Annotated in this window: 17 protein-coding genes; all 17 read right to left on the bottom strand. The window is 61.7% G+C overall.

From position 1 onward, the window contains the following. Positions 1–57: 57 nt before the first annotated feature. Entirely contained in the window at positions 58–1,008 is a 951-nt protein-coding gene (locus tag VF716_RS14540) for an acetyl-CoA carboxylase carboxyltransferase subunit alpha (protein ID WP_014596298.1), read from the bottom strand. Between the two features lie 184 nt (positions 1,009–1,192). Further along, positions 1,193–4,714, bottom strand: a complete 3,522-nt coding sequence (gene dnaE, locus VF716_RS14535; protein ID WP_013982337.1) for a DNA polymerase III subunit alpha — start codon at positions 4,712–4,714, stop codon at positions 1,193–1,195. A 156-nt stretch (positions 4,715–4,870) separates the two neighbouring features. Beyond that, complete coding sequence (rnhB, locus tag VF716_RS14530; RefSeq protein ID WP_011912714.1) at positions 4,871–5,509, bottom strand: ribonuclease HII; 639 nt, start codon at positions 5,507–5,509, stop codon at positions 4,871–4,873. After that, on the bottom strand, positions 5,509–6,642 hold the full coding sequence (lpxB, locus tag VF716_RS14525; protein ID WP_125865528.1) for a lipid-A-disaccharide synthase: 1,134 nt from the start codon (positions 6,640–6,642) through the stop codon (positions 5,509–5,511). Before lpxB ends, rnhB begins: the two co-directional genes overlap by 1 nt. A gap of 1 nt (position 6,643) precedes the next feature. Then, positions 6,644–7,420 (bottom strand): acyl-ACP--UDP-N-acetylglucosamine O-acyltransferase, encoded by a 777-nt coding sequence (gene lpxA, locus VF716_RS14520; RefSeq protein ID WP_011912712.1) that lies wholly within the window; start codon positions 7,418–7,420, stop codon positions 6,644–6,646. Continuing rightward, a complete protein-coding gene (fabZ, locus tag VF716_RS14515) occupies positions 7,417–7,857 on the bottom strand; it encodes a 3-hydroxyacyl-ACP dehydratase FabZ (protein WP_013982334.1) in 441 nt (146 codons plus the stop codon). The genes lpxA and fabZ overlap by 4 nt, the downstream gene beginning before the upstream one ends. A 101-nt stretch (positions 7,858–7,958) precedes the next feature. Further along, positions 7,959–9,017, bottom strand: coding sequence for a UDP-3-O-(3-hydroxymyristoyl)glucosamine N-acyltransferase (lpxD, locus tag VF716_RS14510; protein WP_013982333.1), 1,059 nt, complete (start codon positions 9,015–9,017; stop codon positions 7,959–7,961). Between the two features lies 1 nt (position 9,018). Beyond that, on the bottom strand, positions 9,019–9,522 hold the full coding sequence (locus VF716_RS14505) for an OmpH family outer membrane protein (RefSeq protein WP_003295019.1): 504 nt from the start codon (positions 9,520–9,522) through the stop codon (positions 9,019–9,021). A gap of 48 nt (positions 9,523–9,570) precedes the next feature. Continuing rightward, positions 9,571–11,922 carry an outer membrane protein assembly factor BamA gene (bamA, locus tag VF716_RS14500; RefSeq protein WP_049339718.1) on the bottom strand — a complete coding sequence of 784 codons (2,352 nt, stop codon included), beginning with the start codon at positions 11,920–11,922 and terminating at the stop codon, positions 9,571–9,573. 69 nt (positions 11,923–11,991) lie between these two features. After that, positions 11,992–13,344, bottom strand: coding sequence for an RIP metalloprotease RseP (gene rseP, locus VF716_RS14495; RefSeq protein ID WP_440552760.1), 1,353 nt, complete (start codon positions 13,342–13,344; stop codon positions 11,992–11,994). A gap of 60 nt (positions 13,345–13,404) precedes the next feature. Beyond that, a complete protein-coding gene (gene ispC / locus VF716_RS14490; protein ID WP_167767857.1) occupies positions 13,405–14,595 on the bottom strand; it encodes a 1-deoxy-D-xylulose-5-phosphate reductoisomerase in 1,191 nt (396 codons plus the stop codon). Beyond that, entirely contained in the window at positions 14,592–15,407 is an 816-nt protein-coding gene (locus VF716_RS14485) for a phosphatidate cytidylyltransferase (protein WP_013982329.1), read from the bottom strand. Before VF716_RS14485 ends, ispC begins: the two co-directional genes overlap by 4 nt. After that, positions 15,401–16,162, bottom strand: a complete 762-nt coding sequence (gene uppS / locus VF716_RS14480; protein WP_017244593.1) for a polyprenyl diphosphate synthase — start codon at positions 16,160–16,162, stop codon at positions 15,401–15,403. Before uppS ends, VF716_RS14485 begins: the two co-directional genes overlap by 7 nt. A 123-nt stretch (positions 16,163–16,285) precedes the next feature. Then, positions 16,286–16,843: a ribosome recycling factor gene (gene frr, locus VF716_RS14475; protein WP_013982327.1), complete on the bottom strand. Its 558-nt coding sequence runs from the start codon at positions 16,841–16,843 to the stop codon at positions 16,286–16,288. Next, positions 16,840–17,583, bottom strand: coding sequence for a UMP kinase (gene pyrH, locus VF716_RS14470; RefSeq protein WP_011912702.1), 744 nt, complete (start codon positions 17,581–17,583; stop codon positions 16,840–16,842). The genes frr and pyrH overlap by 4 nt, the downstream gene beginning before the upstream one ends. Before the next feature lie 199 nt (positions 17,584–17,782). Further along, on the bottom strand, positions 17,783–18,646 hold the full coding sequence (gene tsf, locus VF716_RS14465; protein ID WP_011912701.1) for a translation elongation factor Ts: 864 nt from the start codon (positions 18,644–18,646) through the stop codon (positions 17,783–17,785). Positions 18,647–18,774: 128 nt separating this feature from the next. Next, positions 18,775–19,515 (bottom strand): 30S ribosomal protein S2, encoded by a 741-nt coding sequence (gene rpsB / locus VF716_RS14460; protein WP_011912700.1) that lies wholly within the window; start codon positions 19,513–19,515, stop codon positions 18,775–18,777. Positions 19,516–19,532: the final 17 nt, after the last annotated feature.

Raw genomic sequence — 19,532 nt, 5'->3', positions numbered from 1 at the left:
CCGACAGCGAATCCTGGCGTGCCTCGCTCAGAGAGGCGAAGCACGCACAGGGATGACTCAGGCGATACCGTAGCTCATCAGACGCTCATAGCGACGCGCCAGCAGCGCATCGGTATCCAGCGACTTGAGCATGTGCAACTGGCTGTTGAGCTGCTCGCGCATGGCCGCAGCCATGACGGCCGGATTGCGATGCGCGCCGCCCAGCGGCTCGGGGATCACCTTGTCGACGATACCCAGATCTTTCAGGCGCTCGGCGGTAACACCCATGGCCTCGGCGGCTTCCGGCGCCTTCTCGGCGGTACGCCAGAGAATCGAGGCGCAACCTTCCGGCGAGATCACCGCGTAGGTGGAATACTGCAGCATGTTCAGCTGGTCGCAGACGCCGATCGCCAGCGCACCGCCAGAACCGCCCTCGCCAATCACGGTGGCGATGATCGGCGTCTTCAGTCGCGCCATCACACGCAGGTTCCAGGCGATGGCCTCGCTCTGGTTGCGCTCTTCGGCATCGATCCCCGGGTAGGCGCCCGGCGTATCGATGAAGGTCAGGATCGGCATCTTGAAGCGCTCGGCCATCTCCATCAGGCGGCAGGCCTTGCGGTAGCCCTCGGGACGCGGCATGCCGAAATTGCGACGTACCTTTTCACGTACCTCACGGCCCTTCTGATGGCCAATGACCATCACCGACTGGCCGTCCAGACGCGCGGTACCGCCAACGATGGCCGCGTCATCGGAGAAGTGGCGATCACCGTGCAGTTCTTCGAACTCGGTGAACAGGTGATTGATGTAATCAAGGGTATAGGGCCGCTGCGGGTGGCGGGCCAGACGGGCGATCTGCCAGCTGGTCAGATTGCCGAAGATGCTTTCGGTGAGCGATTCGCTCTTGTCCTGCAGGCGGGCAATCTCATCGCCGATGTTCAGCGAGTTGTCGTTACCAACCAGGCGCAATTCTTCGATCTTGGCTTGCAGGTCGGCGATCGGCTGTTCGAAATCCAGGAAGTTCGGGTTCATAGGCATCCGTCATGCGTCGACGGCCAGGCGGCCGGGAGGCTGTTCCGTTTTTTGCGCCTTACCTTACGGGAGCGGCGCATTCAGGTCGAACAAAAATTGTTCTGAAACCATGACCCGGTCACTGCCGGGCCGTTCAGGCCTGGCTCGGAACGCGCACCTCGGTGGCATCCCGGGCCATGGCCCTCTATCGGTATTGCAGGAAGACGTTGTCGCGTCCGAACTGGTCACGCAATGCCTGAATCAAGTTGTCCGCCGGATCGATCCGCCAATCCTCACCGAACTGCAGGAGCGCCCGTGCATCATGTCCGGTGTACTCCAGCGTGATCGGACAGGCCCCGCGATGGCGACCGCAGACCTCGGCCAGCCAGCGCATGCGTTCGCCCTTGAGCGCCTCGCCGGCGACCTTGACCCGCAGACTCTCGGCCAGACCGGTACGCGCTTCCTCCAGGCTCATGACACGTTTGGCTCGCAGGCGCAGACCGCCAGAGAAATCATCGTTGCTCACCTCGCCCTCCACCACTACCAACGCATCGGTCTGCAGCAGGGCCTGGGCGCTGTTGAACGCTTCGGCGAACAACGAGGCCTCGATGCGCCCGGAGCGGTCGTCCAGGGTGATGAACCCCATCTTGTCGCCCTTCTTGTTCTTCATCACTCGCAAATTGACGATCAGCCCGGCGATGGTCTGCTCGCCACGCGCCGGGCGCAGATCGATGATGCGCTGGCGGGCGAAGCGACGGATCTCGCCCTCGTATTCGTCGATCGGATGGCCGGTGAGGTACAGGCCGAGGGTGTCCTTCTCGCCTTTCAGACGTTCCTTGAGCGACAGCTCGCGGGCGTTGCGGTGATTGGCATAGACGTCGGCCTCCGGCTCGGCGAACAGGCCGCCGAACAGGTCCATATGACCGCTTTCGGCGCTGCGCGCCGTCTGTTCGGCGGCCTGCACCGCCTCCTCCATCGCCGCCAGTAGTACCGCGCGATTGCGGTCGATGTTGGCCTGATAGGCCTTGGCCTCCTCGAAGAAGTACGGCCCCAGGCGGTCCAGCGCGCCGGAGCGGATCAGCGCTTCCAGGGTGCGCTTGTTGATGCGCTTGAGGTCGATGCGTGCGCAGAAATCGAACAGATCCTTGAACGGGCCGCCTTCGGCACGGCATTCGGCGATAGCCTCAACCGGCCCCTCACCCACGCCCTTCACTGCACCCAGGCCATAGACGATACGGCCATCGTCGTTGACGGTGAACTTGAATTCGGAGACGTTCACATCGGGCGGATCGATGCGCAGCTTCATGCTGCGGCATTCCTCGATGAGGATCACCACCTTGTCGGTGTTGTGCATATCCGCCGAGAGCACGGCCGCCATGAACGGCGAAGGGTGGTGCGCCTTGAGCCAGGCCGTCTGGTAGGACACCAGGCCGTAGGCGGCCGAGTGCGACTTGTTGAAGCCGTAGCCGGCGAATTTTTCCACCAGATCGAAGATGTTGCCCGCCAGGTCCGCATCGATCCCGTTGTTAGCGCAACCCTCGATGAAGCCACCACGCTGCTTGGCCATCTCCTCCGGCTTTTTCTTACCCATGGCGCGGCGCAGCATGTCGGCGCCACCGAGGGTGTAGCCGGCCATCACCTGGGCGATCTGCATCACCTGTTCCTGGTACAGGATGATGCCGTAGGTGGGCTTGAGCACCGGCTCCAGCCCGGCGTACTGATAGTCCGGGTGCGGATAGGAGACTTCCGCACGGCCATGCTTGCGGTTGATGAAGTCGTCCACCATGCCCGACTGCAACGGGCCGGGGCGGAACAGGGCCACGAGCGCGATGAGGTCTTCCAGACAGTCGGGCTTGAGCTTCTTGATCAGCTCCTTCATGCCGCGCGATTCGAGCTGGAACACGGCCGTGGTCTCGGCCTTCTGCAGCAGCTGGTAGGTCGGCTTGTCGTCCAGCGGGATGAAGTCGATGTTGACCGGCTCCAGGCCCTTCTTGGCCTGCTCGCGGTTGATGGTCTCCAGCGCCCATTTGATGATGGTCAGGGTGCGCAAGCCGAGGAAGTCGAACTTCACCAGGCCGGCCTGCTCGACGTCGTCCTTGTCGAACTGGGTCACCAGTCCGCCGCCCTCCTCGTCACAGGCGATCGGCGCGAAGTCGGTGAGCTTGGTCGGCGCGATCACCACACCACCGGCGTGTTTGCCGGTACCGCGGGTGATGCCTTCGAGCTTGAGCGCCATCTCCCAAATTTCGCGGGCATCCTCGTCGACGGCGAGGAAGTCGCGCAGCGGCTCTTCCATCTCGTAGGCCTTCTCGAGGGTCATGCCCACCTCGAAAGGGATCATCTTCGACAGACGGTCGGCCAGGCCATAGGACTTGCCCTGGACCCGCGCCACGTCACGCACCACCGCCTTGGCCGCCATGGTGCCGAAGGTGATGATCTGGCTCACCGCATTGCGCCCGTACGCTTCGGCCACGTAATCGATGACCCGGTCGCGGCCGTCCATGCAGAAGTCGACGTCGAAGTCGGGCATGGAAATACGCTCGGGGTTGAGGAAGCGCTCGAACAGCAGGTCGTAGGCCAGCGGATCGAGGTCGGTGATCTTCAGCACGTAGGCCACCAGCGAGCCGGCACCCGAACCACGGCCCGGACCGACCGGTACGCCGTTGTTCTTGGCCCACTTGATGAAGTCCATAACGATCAGGAAGTAACCAGGAAAGCCCATCTGAATGATGGTGCCCAGTTCGAACTCGAGGCGGTCGATATAGACCTGCTTCTTCGCCTCGTAGTCCGGCGTGTCCTTTGGCAGCAGGACTTCCAGGCGCTCCTCCAGGCCCTCGAACGAGACCTGACGCAGGTAGTCGTCGATTGTCATGCCTTCGGGAACCGGGAAGTTCGGCAGGAAGTAGGTGCCCAGCTGCACTTCGATGTTGCAGCGTTTGGCGATCTCGACGGTGTTTTCCAGCGCCTCGGGCAGGTCGGCGAACAGCTCGGCCATCTCCTCGGGCGTCTTCAGGTACTGCTGATCGGAGTAGGTACGCGGGCGTCGCGGGTCGTCCAGAGTGCGCCCTTCACCGATGCAGACGCGGGTTTCATGCGCCTCGAAGTCTTCCTGTTTGAGAAAGCGCACGTCGTTGGTCGCCACCAGCGGCGCGCCGCTGCGCTCGGCCAGCGCCACGGCCGCATGCAGATGCTCTTCGTCATTGACCCGATTGGTGCGCTGCACTTCCAGGTAGAAGCGATCGGCGAATACCTCGCGCCACTCGGCAAGACGCGACGCCGCCAGCGCTTCGTCACCATTGAGCAGAGCGTGGCCGATCTCCCCTTCCTTGGCACCGGAAAGCGCAATCAGCCCTTCGGCCGCTTCCTTGACCCACTCCCGCTCGATGATGACCAGATCGTTGCGCTGGCCTTCGGTCCAGCCGCGAGAAATCAACTCGGTGAGATTGCGATAACCCTTGGGGTTCATCGCCAGCAGCGTCAGGCGGCTGAGAGGACCATCCTCGTCGCAGCCAGCCAGCCAGATATCGGCGCCACAGATCGGTTTGATTCCGGCGCCCTGCGCCGTCTTGTAGAACTTCACCAGCGAGCACATGTTGCTCATGTCGGTCACCGCCACCGCGGGCATTCCGCCCGCCGCCACCGCCTTGATCAGCGGCTTGACGCGCACCAGGCCATCGACCAGCGAGTACTCGGTATGCAGACGGAGATGGACGAAGGAAGCAGGCATGAACAGACCTTGAGCTGGCAGAACGACAAGCGCGGGATTGTACCGGAAAGCAATCGTCCGCTGGCGAACCTACCGACCGCCAGAGCCATCGCAAACCGTGATCGCAGAAGCGCATGAAGGCAGAGCGGAACCTCTGTCCGTGGCAGCCGGCGAGCCCTAGACCAGCAGGACGCTGGCCGGAACCTCTACCTCGATGCTCACCTGCTCGAGCATCGCGCGGACGGGCGCAAACGAGCGCCGATGAATGGGCGTGGGCCCGAGGCGACGAAGCGCCTCGAGGTGGCTCGGCGTCGGGTAGCCCTTGTGGCCGGCCAGACCATAGCCCGGATAGCACAGATCCAGCGCCTGCATTTCGCGGTCACGACTGACCTTGGCCAGAATGGACGCCGCCGCGATTGCCGGAACCTGTGCATCACCCTGGATCACCGGCGCGCTGGGCACAGCCAGTTGGGGACAACGATTGCCGTCGATCAGCGCCAGCCGCGGCGTGACACTCAGCCCTTCGACGGCGCGCTGCATGGCCAGCATGGTGGCATGCAGGATATTGAGCTGGTCGATCTCCTCCACCTCGGCACGGGCGATGCACCAGGCGACCGCCTTCTCCCGGATTTCGTCGAACAGGGCCTCTCGGCGAGCCTCGGTCAGCTTCTTCGAGTCGTTCAAGCCTTCGATCGGCCTTGCCGGATCGAGAATCACGGCCGCCGTCACGACCGGCCCACACAGCGGCCCACGACCCACTTCGTCGACACCCGCGACCAGCTCTTCCACGAGATTGAAATCGAGCCCGAACTGCATCAGCGCGCCCCTACCAGCCGCAAAACCGCGTCCGCAGCCTGGCTCGACGCATCGCAGCGCAGCGTGCGATGGATGCTGTCGAAGCCTTCCGTCTGCACTTCGCCATCGTCCAGCAGCGGCGATAGCGCCTGGGCCAGCGCCTCCGGTGTCGCCGCGTCCTGCAGCAGCTCCGGCACCAGCAGGCGCTGCGCCAGCAGATTGGGCAACGCAACGTAGGGGCTTTTAACCAACCGGCGCAGGATGCGATAGGTCATCGGTGCCACGCTGTAGGCCACCACCATCGGGCGCTTGAACAGCAGCGCTTCGAGCGTGGCGGTACCGGACGCGATCAGCACTGCGTTGCAGGCGGCCAGCGCCTCGTGGGACCGGCCGTCGAGCAGCGTCAGCGGCAAGTCGCGGGTCGCCAGCATCTGCTCCAGCTCCAGCCGGCGCTCCGGGCTGGCGCAGGGCATGACGAAACGAATGCCGGGCCGCATGGCGCGCAACCGCTCGGCGGCACTGAGGAACAGCTCGCCCAGGCGAGCCACCTCGCCGCCCCGACTGCCCGGCATCAGCGCGACGATCATGCCCTGCTCCGGCAAACCGAGCGCCAACCGCGCGGCTGCTCGGTCGGCACATAGCGGAATGGTATCGGCCAGCGGATGACCGACGAAGCGCACCGGGACCTGATGGTCGTCGTAGAACCTGGCTTCGAAGGGGAACAGCGTCAGCATCAGATCGCAGGCTTCCCGGATCTTCAGCACCCGCTTCTGGCGCCAGGCCCAGACCGACGGGCTGACGTAATGCACTGTCCTGATCCCGGCTCGACGCAGCTTGAGCTCGAGCCCCAGGTTGAAGTCAGGGGCATCAATGCCGATGAACACATCGGGCCGCTGCTGGATCAGCGTATCCACCAGGCGCTTGCGGCGCGCCAGCAGCTCCGGCAGACGGCCGAGCACTTCGACCAGGCCCATCACGGCCAGTCGCTCCAGCGGGAAATAGGATTGCAGCCCTTCGGCCTGCATGCGTGGACCACCTACGCCAATGAACTCGACATCGGCGTGTTGCGCCTTCAGCGCCTGCATCAGGCCCGCGCCGAGAATGTCACCAGAGGATTCCCCGGCAACCAGGGCAACCCTGAGCGGCCTGCTCATCTCAGCGGGTGATGCCACGAGTCGAAGCCTGGATGGAGTCGCGGAAGATCGCCACCTCCGGGAAGGCCGCCGCACTCTCGGCCAGCTCGCTGAGCGCTGCCTCCACCGTCAACCCTTTGCGATAGACGATCTTGTAGGCATTGCGCAGAGCGTGCACGGCTTCGGCGCTGAAGCCGCGACGGCGCATGCCCTCGAAGTTCATGCTGCGCGCTTCTGCCGGGTTGCCGAATACGGTGACGAATGCCGGCACATCCTTGCCAATCGCCGTCCCCATGCCGGAGAAGCTGTGCGCCCCGATGTGACAGAACTGGTGGACCAGGGTGTAGCCGGACAGAATCGCCCAGTCCCCCACGTGCACGTGCCCCGCCAGCGCGGTGTTGTTGACCAGGATGCAGTGGTTGGCAATGACACTGTCGTGGCCGATATGCGCGTACGCCATGATCAGATTGTGATCACCGATGGTGGTTTCGGAGCGATCCTGCACGGTGCCGCGATGAATGGTGACACCCTCGCGAATCACGTTGTGATCGCCGATCACCAGTCGAGTCGGCTCGCCCTTGTACTTCAGGTCAGGCGTATCTTCCCCAACCGAGGAGAACTGGTAGATGCGATTGTGCCGACCGATACGGGTCGGCCCTTTGATGACCACGTGCGACGCGATCACCGTACCCTCGCCGATTTCGACATCCGGACCGATGATCGACCAGGGCCCCACCTGGACGTCATCCGCCAGCCGAGCGGCAGGATCGATGATGGCGCGAGGGTCGATCAAACTCATATTTCCTGTTCCGCGCAGATGATTTCAGCCGAGCAGACCGGCTTGCCATCGACGGTAGCGCGACAATCGAACTTCCAGATACCGCGCTTGTTGCTCAGGAAATCCGCCTCGAGAACCAGCTGGTCGCCGGGACGTACCGGCTGGCGGAACCGCAGCTTGTCAGAACCGACGAAATAGTAAAGCGTGCCATCGGATGGCTTGACACCCATCATCTTGAAGCCCAGGAGCCCAGCGGCCTGCGCCATGGCTTCGATGATGAGCACGCCCGGCATGATCGGGTGCTGCGGGAAATGCCCATTGAAGAACGGCTCGTTGATGGTCACGTTCTTGTAGGCGCGAACGCGCTTGGCCTCGACATCCAGTTCCGTCACCCGATCCACCAGCAGGAACGGGTAGCGGTGAGGCAAATATTCGCGAATCTCGTTGATATCCATCATGTCAGGAAAGAGCCTGTAAAAAAGTATAGGGCCGCCTGCGCCGAAGCTCGCGCCAGCACTCACAGGCAGTTACCCCGAAAAAACCGGATCAGACGGTAAGTTCAGGCATCAGAAGACGGATTCTGACCCTGAGTCACGGCGGCCAAGCTTTTCTCCAGCTGCTGCAACCGACGCGCCATGTCGTCCAGCTGCCGAATGCGCGCAGCGCTTTTTCTCCAATCGGCCGCATTCTGCATGGCCGTACCGGAAGAATAACTTCCAGGCTCGGTAATGGAACGCGTGACCATCGTCATTCCAGTCACGAAAACGTTGTCGCAGACCTCGATGTGGCCGACCATGCCGACGCCACCTGCAATCATGCAGTTGCGCCCGATCTTGGTGCTGCCGGAAATTCCCACGCAGCCAGCCATCGCGGTGTTGTCGCCGATCTGCACGTTGTGCGCAATCATGATCTGGTTGTCGAGCTTGACGCCGTTGCCAATCAGCGTGTCGGAGAGCGCACCACGGTCGATGGTCGTGTTGGAGCCGATCTCGACGTCGTCGCCAATGCGCACGCCGCCGATCTGGGCGATCTTCTGCCAGGCACCTTTTTCCTTGGCAAAACCGAATCCCTCGCCGCCGATCACCGCCCCCGACTGGATGACCACTCGCTTGCCGATCTGCACATCGTGATACAGCGTCACACGCGGCGCCAAACGACCGCCTTCACCGACCCGACTGCGCGCACCGATGAACGACTGCGCGCCGATCTCCACATCCGCCTCGATACACGCCCCCGCCTCGATCACCACGTAGGCACCGATGCTCGCCGACGGATGAACCTCGGCATCGGGCGCGACGACCGCAGTCGGATGCACACCGCTAGAAAATGCCGGGCGAGTTTCGAACAGGTGGGATGCCCGCGCGTAGGCAAGATACGGATCGCTGACGATGATCGCCGCGCCCGGGTAGCCCTGCACATCATCGGACGAAAGCAATACCGCGCCCGCCCGAGTAGAAGCCAGGTACTTGCGATACTGGGTATTGGCCAGAAAGCTCAGCTGAGACGGGCCAGCCTCCTGCAAAGTGGCAAGCCCGTCGATGACTCGGGCGGCATCGCCGCGCAGGCTGCCACCCAGCTCCTCGGCCAGCTGACCGAGCGTAAACACTGCGCCGGCCATGTCAGCGCAGTTGGTTCATGCGCTCGATGACCTGGCGGGTGATGTCGAACTGCGGCTTGACATCCACCACGGCGCCACGCTCGAACACCAGGTCGTAGTTACCCTTCTTGATGACTTCTTCGACTGCCTGATCCAGCTTGGGCTTGAGCTGCTTGAGCATGTCACGGTCAGCGACGGCCTTCGCCTCGTTCAGCTCCTTGGACTGAAACTGGAAGTCACGGGCCTTCTGCTTGAACTCCAGCTCAAGGCGCTCACGCTCGGCCTGCTGCATCTTGTCACCGTCCTTGACCAAGCGGTCCTGGATGCGCTTGGCATCGCTTTCCAGCGTCTTGAGCTTGCTCAGCTGGGGACCGAATTTCTTCTCGGCATCGACTGCATAGCGCTTGGCCGCGTCGGACTCCAGCAATGCCATCTGATAGTTCATGACGGCGATCTTCATTTCGGCGAATGCGGGAGTCGCCACCAGCGCGGCAACGACGAGAAACAGTTGAGTCAACTTACGCACGGTACACACCACTCCTGAAAGAAAGCACTGAAGCATGGCGCCCCAATGCTAGAACGTTTGTCCCAGCGAGAACTGGAATACCTGGGTATCGGCATCGTCCGGCTTCACCACCGGCATCGCCAGGCTGAAGCTCAATGGTCCCATCGCGGTAATCCAGGTCAAGCCGACACCGACCGAACTGGCCATGTCACCGAAATCGATATCGCTGCAATTGGCGGCACCGGACGGGCAATTGGTATTGAACACGTTACCAACATCCCAGAACACCGAGGTTCGCAGTGAACGCTGATCCTTGACGAACGGCATCGGGAACAGCACCTCCAGGCCACCCTGGATCAGCACGTTACCACCGAACGGCAACGGATCCTGGTCCGGATCGGCGATGGTACCGGGGCGCGAGCCATCGCTCGGCGTACTCCGCGGGCCAAGACTGCTGTCCTCGAAACCACGAACGGAATTGAAGCCACCCGCGTAATAGTGCTCGTAGAACGGCAGGCTGGAGGTGGAACCGTAGGCATCACCGTAGCCCAGGCGCGTATGCATGCGCAGGGTGTAATCCTTCGTCATCGGCACGAACAGCTGGCCGTTGTAGTCCAGCTTGTAGAACGACAGGTCGCTACCCGGCACGGTGGTCTCGAAGACCAGGCTCTGGGAGTGACCGCGAGTGGCCAGCACGCCGCGGTTCAGCGTCGACTCCGACCAGCCGACCGACGCCTTGAAGTTGAGGAAGCTATCGCCCTCTTCTTCCATGAAGTCGAAAATCTCATCGACGGTATAGCGACCGGTATCCAGATCGTCCTGCTGCACGGTCAACCCGAAGGACAGACGCGAGGTCTCGCTGATCGGGTAGCCGATGTTGATACCGGCACCCAGGCTATCCACCGAGTAGCTGGAGACGTCATAGTCCAGCTCGTCGTAGTCGGTGGTGCGATAGAAGGCGTTGTAGCCTAGGCTGACGCCATCTTCGGTCCAGTAGGGGTCGACGAAGCCAAAGTTGTAGCGCGACTGGTACTCGCTGCGGGTCAAGCCCAGCGAGACACGGTTACCGGTACCAAGGAAGTTGTTCTGACTGATGGAACCGCCAAGGATCAGGCCGGCGTTCTGCGCGAAGCCGATACTGGCCATGATCGAGCCGGACGGTTGCTCCTCGACGCTGTAGTTGACGTCGATCTGGTCGTCGGTACCAGGCACCTGAGGTGTTTCGACGTTGACTTCCTTGAAGAAGCCCAGGCGCTCGAGGCGAGTCTTGGACTGGTCGATCAGGTAGGTCGATGCCCAGCCGCCCTCCATCTGGCGCATCTCGCGGCGCAGCACCTCATCTTCGGTCTTGGTGTTGCCACGGAAGTTGATGCGATTGACATAGGCACGCTTGCCCGGATCGACGACGAAGGTGATCGAGACGGTGTTGTCCTCGTCGTGCGCCTCCGGGACACCATTGACGTTGGCGAAGGTATAGCCCTCGTTGCCAAGGCGACGGGTGATCAGCTCGGACGTCGAGGTCATCACCTTGCGGGAGAACACCTGGCCTTCCTTCGCCAGGAGCAGCGCCTCGATCTCTTCCTGCGGAACCTTGAGATCACCGCTGAGCTTGACGTCGCGAACGGTGTAACGCTCGCCTTCGTCGATGTTGACCGTCACATAGACGTGCTTCTTGTCCGGCGTGATGGATACCTGGGTCGAGGTGATATCCATGTTGATGTAGCCACGGTCCAGGTAATAGGAACGCAGGCGTTCCAGGTCGCCGGACAGCTTCTCGCGGGCGTACTTGTCGTCGTTGCGGAAGAAGGAAAGCCAGTTGGTGGTCTTGAGCTCGAACAGGTCGACCAGATCCTCGTCCGGGAACACCGAGTTGCCCACGACGTTGATGTGCTTGATGGCAGCGACCGAGCCTTCGTTGATCTTGATCTTCAGCGCGACGCGATTGCGCGGCTGGGCAACCACTTCGGTTTCGATGGCGGCCGAGTAACGACCCTGGGCGACATATTGACGCTGCAGCTCGTTGCGCACGCCTTCGAGCGTCGCACGCTGGAAGATCTCGCCTTCGGCGAGCCCTGACTGCTGCAAGCCTGACAGGAGATCTTCGGTCTTGATCGCCTTGTTGCCCTCGATTTCGATGGCGGAAATCGACGGACGCTCGACTACGCTGATAACCAGCACATCGCCTTCACGACCAAGCTGGATGTCCTGGAAAAAGCCGGTTCGAAAGAGCGCGCGAGTAGCATCGACAAGTCGCGCATCATCGGCCGCCTCGCCCACATTCAACGGAAGCGCACCAAAAACGCTGCCGGCGGAAACCCGCTGCAAGCCGTTGACTCGGATATCGGAGATAGTGAAGGACTCAGCGTGAACTTCGGCAATCATCAATGCGGAAATAACCGCAGGTAGCAGCAGACGTTTCATGAAGTCCTTTCTTATTCAAACCTGATAAATGAACCGGCAATTAGGCGCGGCGACACTACGGATTCGGCGTTACAGACGGCCAAGATCATTGACCAATGCAAGCAGCATCACCCCTACCACGAGGCTGATGCCGATCTGTACCCCCCATCCCTGCACCCGTTCCGAAAGCGGACGCCCGCGGACCCACTCGACGAGATAGAAGAGCAGATGGCCGCCATCGAGCACCGGGATAGGCAATAAATTGAGAACCCCCAGACTTATGCTCAGATAGGCGAGGAAATTGAGGAAATCCCCAAGGCCGGACTGGGCCGAAGCGCCCGCCACTTTAGCAATCGTTATCGGACCGCTCAAGTTTTTTACCGAGAGCTCCCCGAAGAGCATTTTCTTCAGGGAATCGAGCGTCAACAGGCTCATGGTCCAGGTACGTTTCGCCCCTTCCACCACCGCATCGAGCGGGCCGAAACGAACCTCGCGCAACATCTCGGCCGGCCATTCACCGCCTTCGACGCCCGCACCAAGATAACCGCGCCGCGCTTCACCCTCTCCGCGAGCAGCAAGTGTCAACGGCACATCAACACGTTGCCCGTCACGCTCAACCTCGAGAACCGCTGTCGCGCAGGGCAGAACCTTGACCGCGTCGATTACCTGCTGCCAATCGTCAAGCGGCTGCCGATTCAAGCTGATCAACCGATCGCCGAGTTGAATTCCGGCTGCCTGGGCAGGGCCTTCGGGATCGAGCTGGGCGATCACCGGCGCGATCTGTGGGCGCCATGGCCGAATGCCGAGCGCCGTAATCGGGTCCGGCTCCTCTACACCTTTAAGCCAGTTCTGCAGCGGAATCTGCAGCTGCCTTTCGGCGGAGCTGCCGACCTCACGCACCGTCACATCGAGCTGACCGCTTTCGCCCAGGCGCCGTACCAACTGCAGGTTGACCTCACCCCAGCCACTGACGGGCTTGCCGTTGACCGCGACGATCTCCTGATCGACCGCCATCCCGGCCTGCGCGGCGAGGCTGCCGGACTCCACAGCCCCAACCACTGGACGCACCTGCTGACTGCCGAGCATGGCCAGGAGCCAGAAGAACACCAGAGCGAGAAGGAAATTGGCCAGCGGACCGGCAGAGACGATGGCGAAGCGCTGCCGCACCGTCTTGCGATTGAACGCACTGTCGAGCAGCGCTGGTGGCACGTCACCCTCGCGCTCGTCGAGCATCTTGACGTACCCGCCGAGCGGGATCGCGGCGATCACGAACTCGGTGCCGTGCCGATCATGCCAGCGCACCAGCGGACTGCCGAAGCCGACCGAGAAGCGCAGTACCTTGACGCCGCAACGCCGTGCGACCCAGAAGTGACCGAATTCGTGGAAGGTAACCAGCACCCCGAGCGCAACGAGGGTGCCGATGATCATGTAGAGCGCGCCCATAACTTTCCTCCGGGGTGGGTCTGGTGACGTTCGACTGCAAGCCGCTCGGCCGGCAGACCCCTATCGCCCGTTGCGGTACAGCCACTGCCCGGCGACATCCCGGGCGCGCCTGTCAGCCGCCAACACATCTTCGAGGCAAACGGTGGGAACCGACGCCTCATGATTCAACACGTCGTCGATGATACTCGCGATCTCGGTGAAACGGATGCGACGATTGAGAAACGCGTCGACGGCCACCTCGTTCGCCGCATTGAGCATTGCCGGCGCGGTCCCACCGACCTCCGCCGCAGTCCGGGCGAGTCGCAGACAAGGGAAACGCCGATCATCGGGAGCCTGGAAGTCCAGACGCCCGACCCGCAGCAGATCAAGCGCCGATACGCCCGATTCAATCCGTTCCGGCCAGGCCAGCGCATGCGCGATCGGCGTGCGCATGTCCGGATTGCCCAGCTGCGCCAGTACGGAGCCATCCACGTAGTCCACCATGGAATGAATGACGCTCTGCGGATGGATGACTACCTCGACCTGATGCGGGCGTGCATCGAACAGCCAGCAGGCCTCGATCAATTCGAGCCCCTTGTTCATCATGCTCGCTGAATCCACCGAGATCTTTCGCCCCATGGACCAGTTGGGATGAGCGCACGCCTGCTCGGGAGTCACATCGCTCAGAAGGTCGGGCGCCATTTCTCGGAACGGCCCGCCCGAAGCGGTGAGCAGGATCCTGCGCACACCGACGGTCCCAAGGCCTTGCGAATAGTCCGTCGGCAGGCACTGAAAAATCGCGTTGTGCTCGCTATCGATCGGCAGCAGAACGGCACCGCTGTCACGCAACGCCTGCATGAACAAGGCACCGGACATGACCAGCGCCTCCTTGTTGGCCAGCAGCACCCGCTTGCCGGCCTGCACCGCCGCGAGCGTAGGCTTCAACCCTGCCGCCCCGACGATGGCGGCCATTACCACGTCCACCTCCGGGTGCGCTGCCACTTCGCTCAACCCACCTTCGCCATCCAGCACGCGAGTGCTGACGCCATCGGCATGCAGCTGATCCTGCAGTATCCGCGCCTGCGCCTGATCACTAACGACCGCATAGCGTGGTCGGTGCTTGAGGCAGAGCGCACGCAGCTCGGCAAGCCGACTGAAGCCGGTCAGGGCGAAAACATCGTAGCGATCCGGATGGCGGGCGACGACATCGAGCGTGCTCAGGCCGATCGAGCCGGTCGCGCCCAGTATGGTGATCTGCAAAGGTCGACTCACAACGCGCCCCAACCGGCAAGCCATAGCAACACAACGAAGACCGGAATGGCCGCGGTGAGACTATCGATGCGATCCATCACACCGCCATGTCCGGGCAGCAGCTGGCTGCTGTCCTTGATGCCTGAACTGCGCTTGAACATGCTTTCGGTGAGGTCACCGATCACCGAGATCGCCACTACCAGCGCGGCGCCGAGAAGTGCGAGGATCAACTCGCGCGCCGACCAGCCACGATAGACACCCACAGCCAAGGTGATCACAAGACTGGTCAGCAGACCGCCGATCAGCCCCTCCCAGCTCTTGCCAGGGCTGACCTGCGGAGCGAGCTTTCGCTTGCCGAAGGTCTTGCCGGAAAAATAGGCACCGATGTCGGCGGCCCATACCAGGATCATCACAGCCAGGATCAGCCAGTTGCCCAGCTCCCACTGCTTGAGCAGGATCAGCGCCTGCCACGACGGAAGCAGGATCGCCAGGCCGATCAGCAGACTACCGCCCGCCCCGCCCCACAGGCGGCTGCTTTGCGGGTAGGTCAATACCAGGTAGGTGGCCGCCATCCACCAGAGTACGGCCACCGCCAGCAGCCACGGCGCCAATCCCGGCAGCTGGTAGAGCAGGCCTAGCAGAATCACCACCAGTGCGGCATAACCGACGCGTACCGGCTGGCTGGTAAAACCCGCCATCCGCGCCCACTCCCAGGCTCCCAGCGCTACAACCAGGCCAATGAAGACCGCGAAGGCAAGCCCCTCGAGTAGGAAGAAACCGATGATCGCAATGGGCAGCAGAATGGCTGCGGTGATGATTCGCTGCTTCAGCATTCGGCCTTGACCTCGCTTTCGACCTGCTCACCCGTCTTGCCGAATCGCCGCTGCCGCGTCGCGAAATCGGCAAGCGCCTTGCGCATGGCCACGTGCTTGAAATCCGGCCAGTACAGGTCGGAGAAGTACAGCTCGGCATAAGCGAGCTGCCAGAGCAGAAAATTGCTGATGCGTCGCTCGCCACCGGTACGGATACACAGATCCGGCAGCGGCATGTCGCCTGTAGCAAGGTAGCTTTGGAACAATGCCGGCGTGATCTCGGCTGGATTGAGCCGCCCGGCCTGAGCTTCAGTGGCCAGATGCTGAGCCGCCTGAAGGATGTCCCACTGACCACCATAATTGGCGGCAACCTGGAGCACGAAGCGATGGTTGGCCGCGGTCATTTCTTCGACTTCCGACATCGCCGCCTGCAGCTCGGGATGGAAACGCGAGCGATCGCCGATGATGCGCAGGCGGATGCCATTCTCGTCGAGCTTGCGCGCCTCGCGCCGCAGCGCGGAAAGGAACAGCTCCATCAGCGCACCGACCTCATCGGCCGGACGCTGCCAGTTCTCGCTGGAAAAGGCGAAGAGTGTCAGCACCTCCACACCGGAATCGGCACAGACCTCGATCACGGCGCGAACCGCATCGACTCCCGCCTTGTGCCCAGCCACGCCAGGCAGCAAACGTCGCTTCGCCCAACGATTATTGCCATCCATGATGATCGCCACGTGGCGGGGTACGTTCCGCCCAGGGATCCGCCTGACCTTTTCCATGAACAACTCTACTTGCGCTAAAACACGCTGCGAACCAAAAGAAAAAGCTGCAAGCAACAGCTCGATGGCATCTCGCGACCACATCGGAAAGTTTCCGTGTGGCGCGAAAGCTCGATGCCGGCCTTATACGGCCATCAGATCGGCTTCTTTTCCTTCGAGAGCCTTGTCGATTTCGGCAACGTACTTGTCCGTCAGCTTCTGGACATCGTCCTGACCGCGACGCTCCTCGTCTTCGCTGATTTCCTTTTCCTTGACCAGGTCCTTGAGCTGAGCGATCGCGTCACGCCGGATGTTGCGCACCGCAACGCGGGCATTCTCGGCTTCGGCGCGCGCTTGCTTGGTATAGCCCTTGCGGGTCTCCTCGGTCAGCGCCGGCATTGGTACGCGGATGGTGGTGCCAGCAGTAGCAGGATTGAGCCCCAGATCGGAAGTCATGATGGCCTTCTCCACGGCCTGGATCATGCTCTTGTCGAACACGGTCAGGGCCAGGGTACGGGAGTCCTCTGCCACCACGTTGGCAACCTGGCGCAGCGGCGTGTCGGCGCCGTAGTAGGAGACCATCACGCTGTCGAGGATGCTGGGGTGGGCGCGACCGGTACGGATCTTGGCGAACGCATGGTCCAGCGCTTCCAGGGTTTTCTTCATGCGCTCCTGCGCGTCTTGCTTGATCTCGTTGATCATTCGTTCGATTCCTCGATCAGGGTTCCTTCGGCACCGCCCAATACGATGTTGAGCAGGGCGCCGGGCTTGTTCATGTTGAAGACTCGCAGCGGCATGCTGTGATCGCGGCACAGGCAGATGGCAGTCAGATCCATCACCCCGAGCTTGCGATCGAGCACTTCATCGTACGTGAGCTCGGCAAACTTCTCGGCGTTCGGATCCTTGAAGGGATCAGCCGTATAGACGCCGTCGACCTTGGTGGCCTTGAGCACGACATCCGCCTGGATTTCGATCGCGCGCAGGCAGGCCGCCGAATCAGTGGTGAAGAATGGATTGCCGGTTCCAGCAGAGAAGATCACCACTTCACCACTCTTGAGATGACGCATGGCCTTGCGACGATCGTAGTGGTCGGTGACACCGACCATGGAAATGGCGGACATCACCAGCGCGGGAATATTCGAGCGCTCCAGGGCGTCACGCATGGCCAATGCATTCATAACCGTGGCCAGCATACCCATATGGTCGCCGGTCACACGATCCATGCCGGCCGCCGAGAGCGCCGCGCCGCGAAACAGGTTGCCGCCACCGATAACCAGACCGACTTCGACGCCGATGCCAACCAGCTGGCCGACTTCCAGGGCCATACGGTCGAGCACCTTGGGATCGATGCCGAAGTCCTCGGACCCCATCAGGGCCTCGCCGCTTAATTTGAGCAGAATGCGTTTATAGCGAGGATTGCGTGCACTCATCTGCTGAGCCATTGGCGTGTTATCTCCTGCGGCGTGCTATGACCAAGTCTGAATGACTCAGACAAAAAATATCTGCGCTTTGACAGCGCAACTCGGGGTTGGTGCCAAGCGATGACTATACCGTGACAAAAAAACAAATCCGCTGCCCAATTCGACAAAGAGGCCGCGCGCGTGAGCGGGCAGCCTCTTTGCCAGAACCACCGAAGCGGTCTTATTTCTTGGTCGCAGCGACCTGAGCAGCCACTTCGGCAGCGAAGTCGACTTCGGCCTTTTCGATGCCCTCGCCCACTTCGTAGCGAACGAAGGATACGATTTCAGCGCCAGCCTTCTTGGCCAGATCACCGACCTTGACTTCCGGATCCTTGACGAAAGGCTGCTCAACCAGGCTGGCTTCGGCCAGGAACTTGTTGATACGACCCTTGATCATGTTCTCGACGATGTTTTCCGGCTTGCCGGCGATCTTGTCGGCATTGAGCTGCAGGAAGATTTCCTTTTCCTTGGCGATCAGCTCTTCGGACACATCCGCCGGGCTCAGGACGGCCGGGTTGCTGGCAGCCACGTGCATGGCGATGTCCTTGGCCAGCTCGGCGTCGCCGCCTTTCAGGGTGACCAGTACACCGATGCGATGGCCGTGCAGGTAGGCACCCACGACTTCGCCTTCAACCGCGCTCAGGCGACGGATGTTGACGTTCTCGCCGCACTTGGCAACCAGGGCCTCACGGGCGGATTCGCGGGAAGCGATCAGCGGAGCCACTTCGGTCAGCTTCTGCTCGAAGGCCTCGTCCAGGCTCTCCTTGACGAATGCCTTGAAGTCGTCCTGCAGAGCCAGGAAGTCGGTCTGCGAGTTGACTTCGATGATCAGACCACGGCCACCTTCGACGCGAACGGCGATCGAACCTTCGGCGGCGATGTTGCCCGACTTCTTGGCGGCCTTGATGGCACCGGAAGCGCGCATGTCGTCGATGGCTTTCTCGATGTCGCCACCAGCGGCAACCAGAGCCTTCTTGCACTCCATCATGCCCTGGCCGGTACGCTCGCGCAGTTCTTTGACCAAGGCTGCAGTGATTTCTGCCATGTTGGGAATCCTCTCGATTTGGTTTCTAAACCACTCACCCAAAGACACAGGTGATCAATTCGCAAGAGACAAAAAGGGGGCCTAGCCCCCTTTTCGTTTATCGGGTATCACGCTGCAGTGCGTCGCACTCAGCCCTGAGCCGCCTCGGAAGCTACTTCTTCGACGAACTCGTCAGCACCACCGGCACCGTTCTGACGACCGCGCAGAACGGCATCAGCCATGGAGCCGAGGTAGAGTTGCACGGCACGGATGGCGTCATCATTACCAGGGATGATGTAGTCGACGCCTTCCGGGCTGCTGTTGGTATCGACCACGCCGATTACCGGAATGCCCAGCTTGTTGGCTTCGGAAATGGCGATGCGCTCGTGATCGACGTCGATGACGAACATGGCGTCCGGCAGGCCGCCCATGTCCTTGATGCCGCCCAGGCTGCGCTCGAGCTTCTCGAGGTCACGGGTACGCATCAGGGCTTCTTTCTTGGTCAGCTTCTCGAAAGTACCATCCTGAGACTGGGCTTCCAGCTCACGCAGACGCTTGATGGAAGCGCGGATGGTCTTGTAGTTGGTCAGCATGCCGCCCAACCAGCGATGATCGACATACGGCGAGCCGCAACGAGCAGCTTCTTCGCGAACGATCTTGCCAGCGGAACGCTTGGTACCGACGAACAGAATCTTGTTCTTGCCTGCAGCCAGCTTCTCAACGAAACGCAGGGCGTCGTTGAACATCGGCAGGGTCTTTTCCAGGTTGATGATGTGGATCTTGTTGCGCGCGCCGAAAATGTACTTGTCCATTTTCGGGTTCCAGTAACGGGTCTGGTGGCCGAAGTGCACACCGGCCTTCAGCATATCGCGCATGGTGACTTGAGACATGATAAGTCCTCGAATAA

It is taken from the genome of Stutzerimonas sp. Brlt_14, assembly GCF_051948915.1.
GTDB lineage: Bacteria > Pseudomonadota > Gammaproteobacteria > Pseudomonadales > Pseudomonadaceae > Stutzerimonas > Stutzerimonas stutzeri.
The sequence above is the reverse complement of the archived record's forward strand: the minus strand, read 5'-3'. Positions and strand labels throughout refer to the sequence as shown.

Bases quoted from the DNA above. Each gene is read 5' to 3' on its own strand.
- VF716_RS14540 (WP_014596298.1), bottom strand. From the start codon at position 1,008: ATGAACCCGAACTTCCTGGATTTCGAACAGCCGATCGCCGACCTGCAA.
- dnaE (WP_013982337.1), bottom strand. From the start codon at position 4,714: ATGCCTGCTTCCTTCGTCCATCTCCGTCTGCATACCGAGTACTCGCTG.
- rnhB (WP_011912714.1), bottom strand. From the start codon at position 5,509: ATGCAGTTCGGGCTCGATTTCAATCTCGTGGAAGAGCTGGTCGCGGGT.
- lpxB (WP_125865528.1), bottom strand. From the start codon at position 6,642: ATGAGCAGGCCGCTCAGGGTTGCCCTGGTTGCCGGGGAATCCTCTGGT.
- lpxA (WP_011912712.1), bottom strand. From the start codon at position 7,420: ATGAGTTTGATCGACCCTCGCGCCATCATCGATCCTGCCGCTCGGCTG.
- fabZ (WP_013982334.1), bottom strand. From the start codon at position 7,857: ATGATGGATATCAACGAGATTCGCGAATATTTGCCTCACCGCTACCCG.
- lpxD (WP_013982333.1), bottom strand. From the start codon at position 9,017: ATGGCCGGCGCAGTGTTTACGCTCGGTCAGCTGGCCGAGGAGCTGGGT.
- bamA (WP_049339718.1), bottom strand. From the start codon at position 11,922: ATGAAACGTCTGCTGCTACCTGCGGTTATTTCCGCATTGATGATTGCC.
- rseP (WP_440552760.1), bottom strand. From the start codon at position 13,344: ATGGGCGCGCTCTACATGATCATCGGCACCCTCGTTGCGCTCGGGGTG.
- VF716_RS14485 (WP_013982329.1), bottom strand. From the start codon at position 15,407: ATGCTGAAGCAGCGAATCATCACCGCAGCCATTCTGCTGCCCATTGCG.
- uppS (WP_017244593.1), bottom strand. From the start codon at position 16,162: ATGGAAAAGGTCAGGCGGATCCCTGGGCGGAACGTACCCCGCCACGTG.
- frr (WP_013982327.1), bottom strand. From the start codon at position 16,843: ATGATCAACGAGATCAAGCAAGACGCGCAGGAGCGCATGAAGAAAACC.
- pyrH (WP_011912702.1), bottom strand. From the start codon at position 17,583: ATGGCTCAGCAGATGAGTGCACGCAATCCTCGCTATAAACGCATTCTG.
- tsf (WP_011912701.1), bottom strand. From the start codon at position 18,646: ATGGCAGAAATCACTGCAGCCTTGGTCAAAGAACTGCGCGAGCGTACC.
- rpsB (WP_011912700.1), bottom strand. From the start codon at position 19,515: ATGTCTCAAGTCACCATGCGCGATATGCTGAAGGCCGGTGTGCACTTC.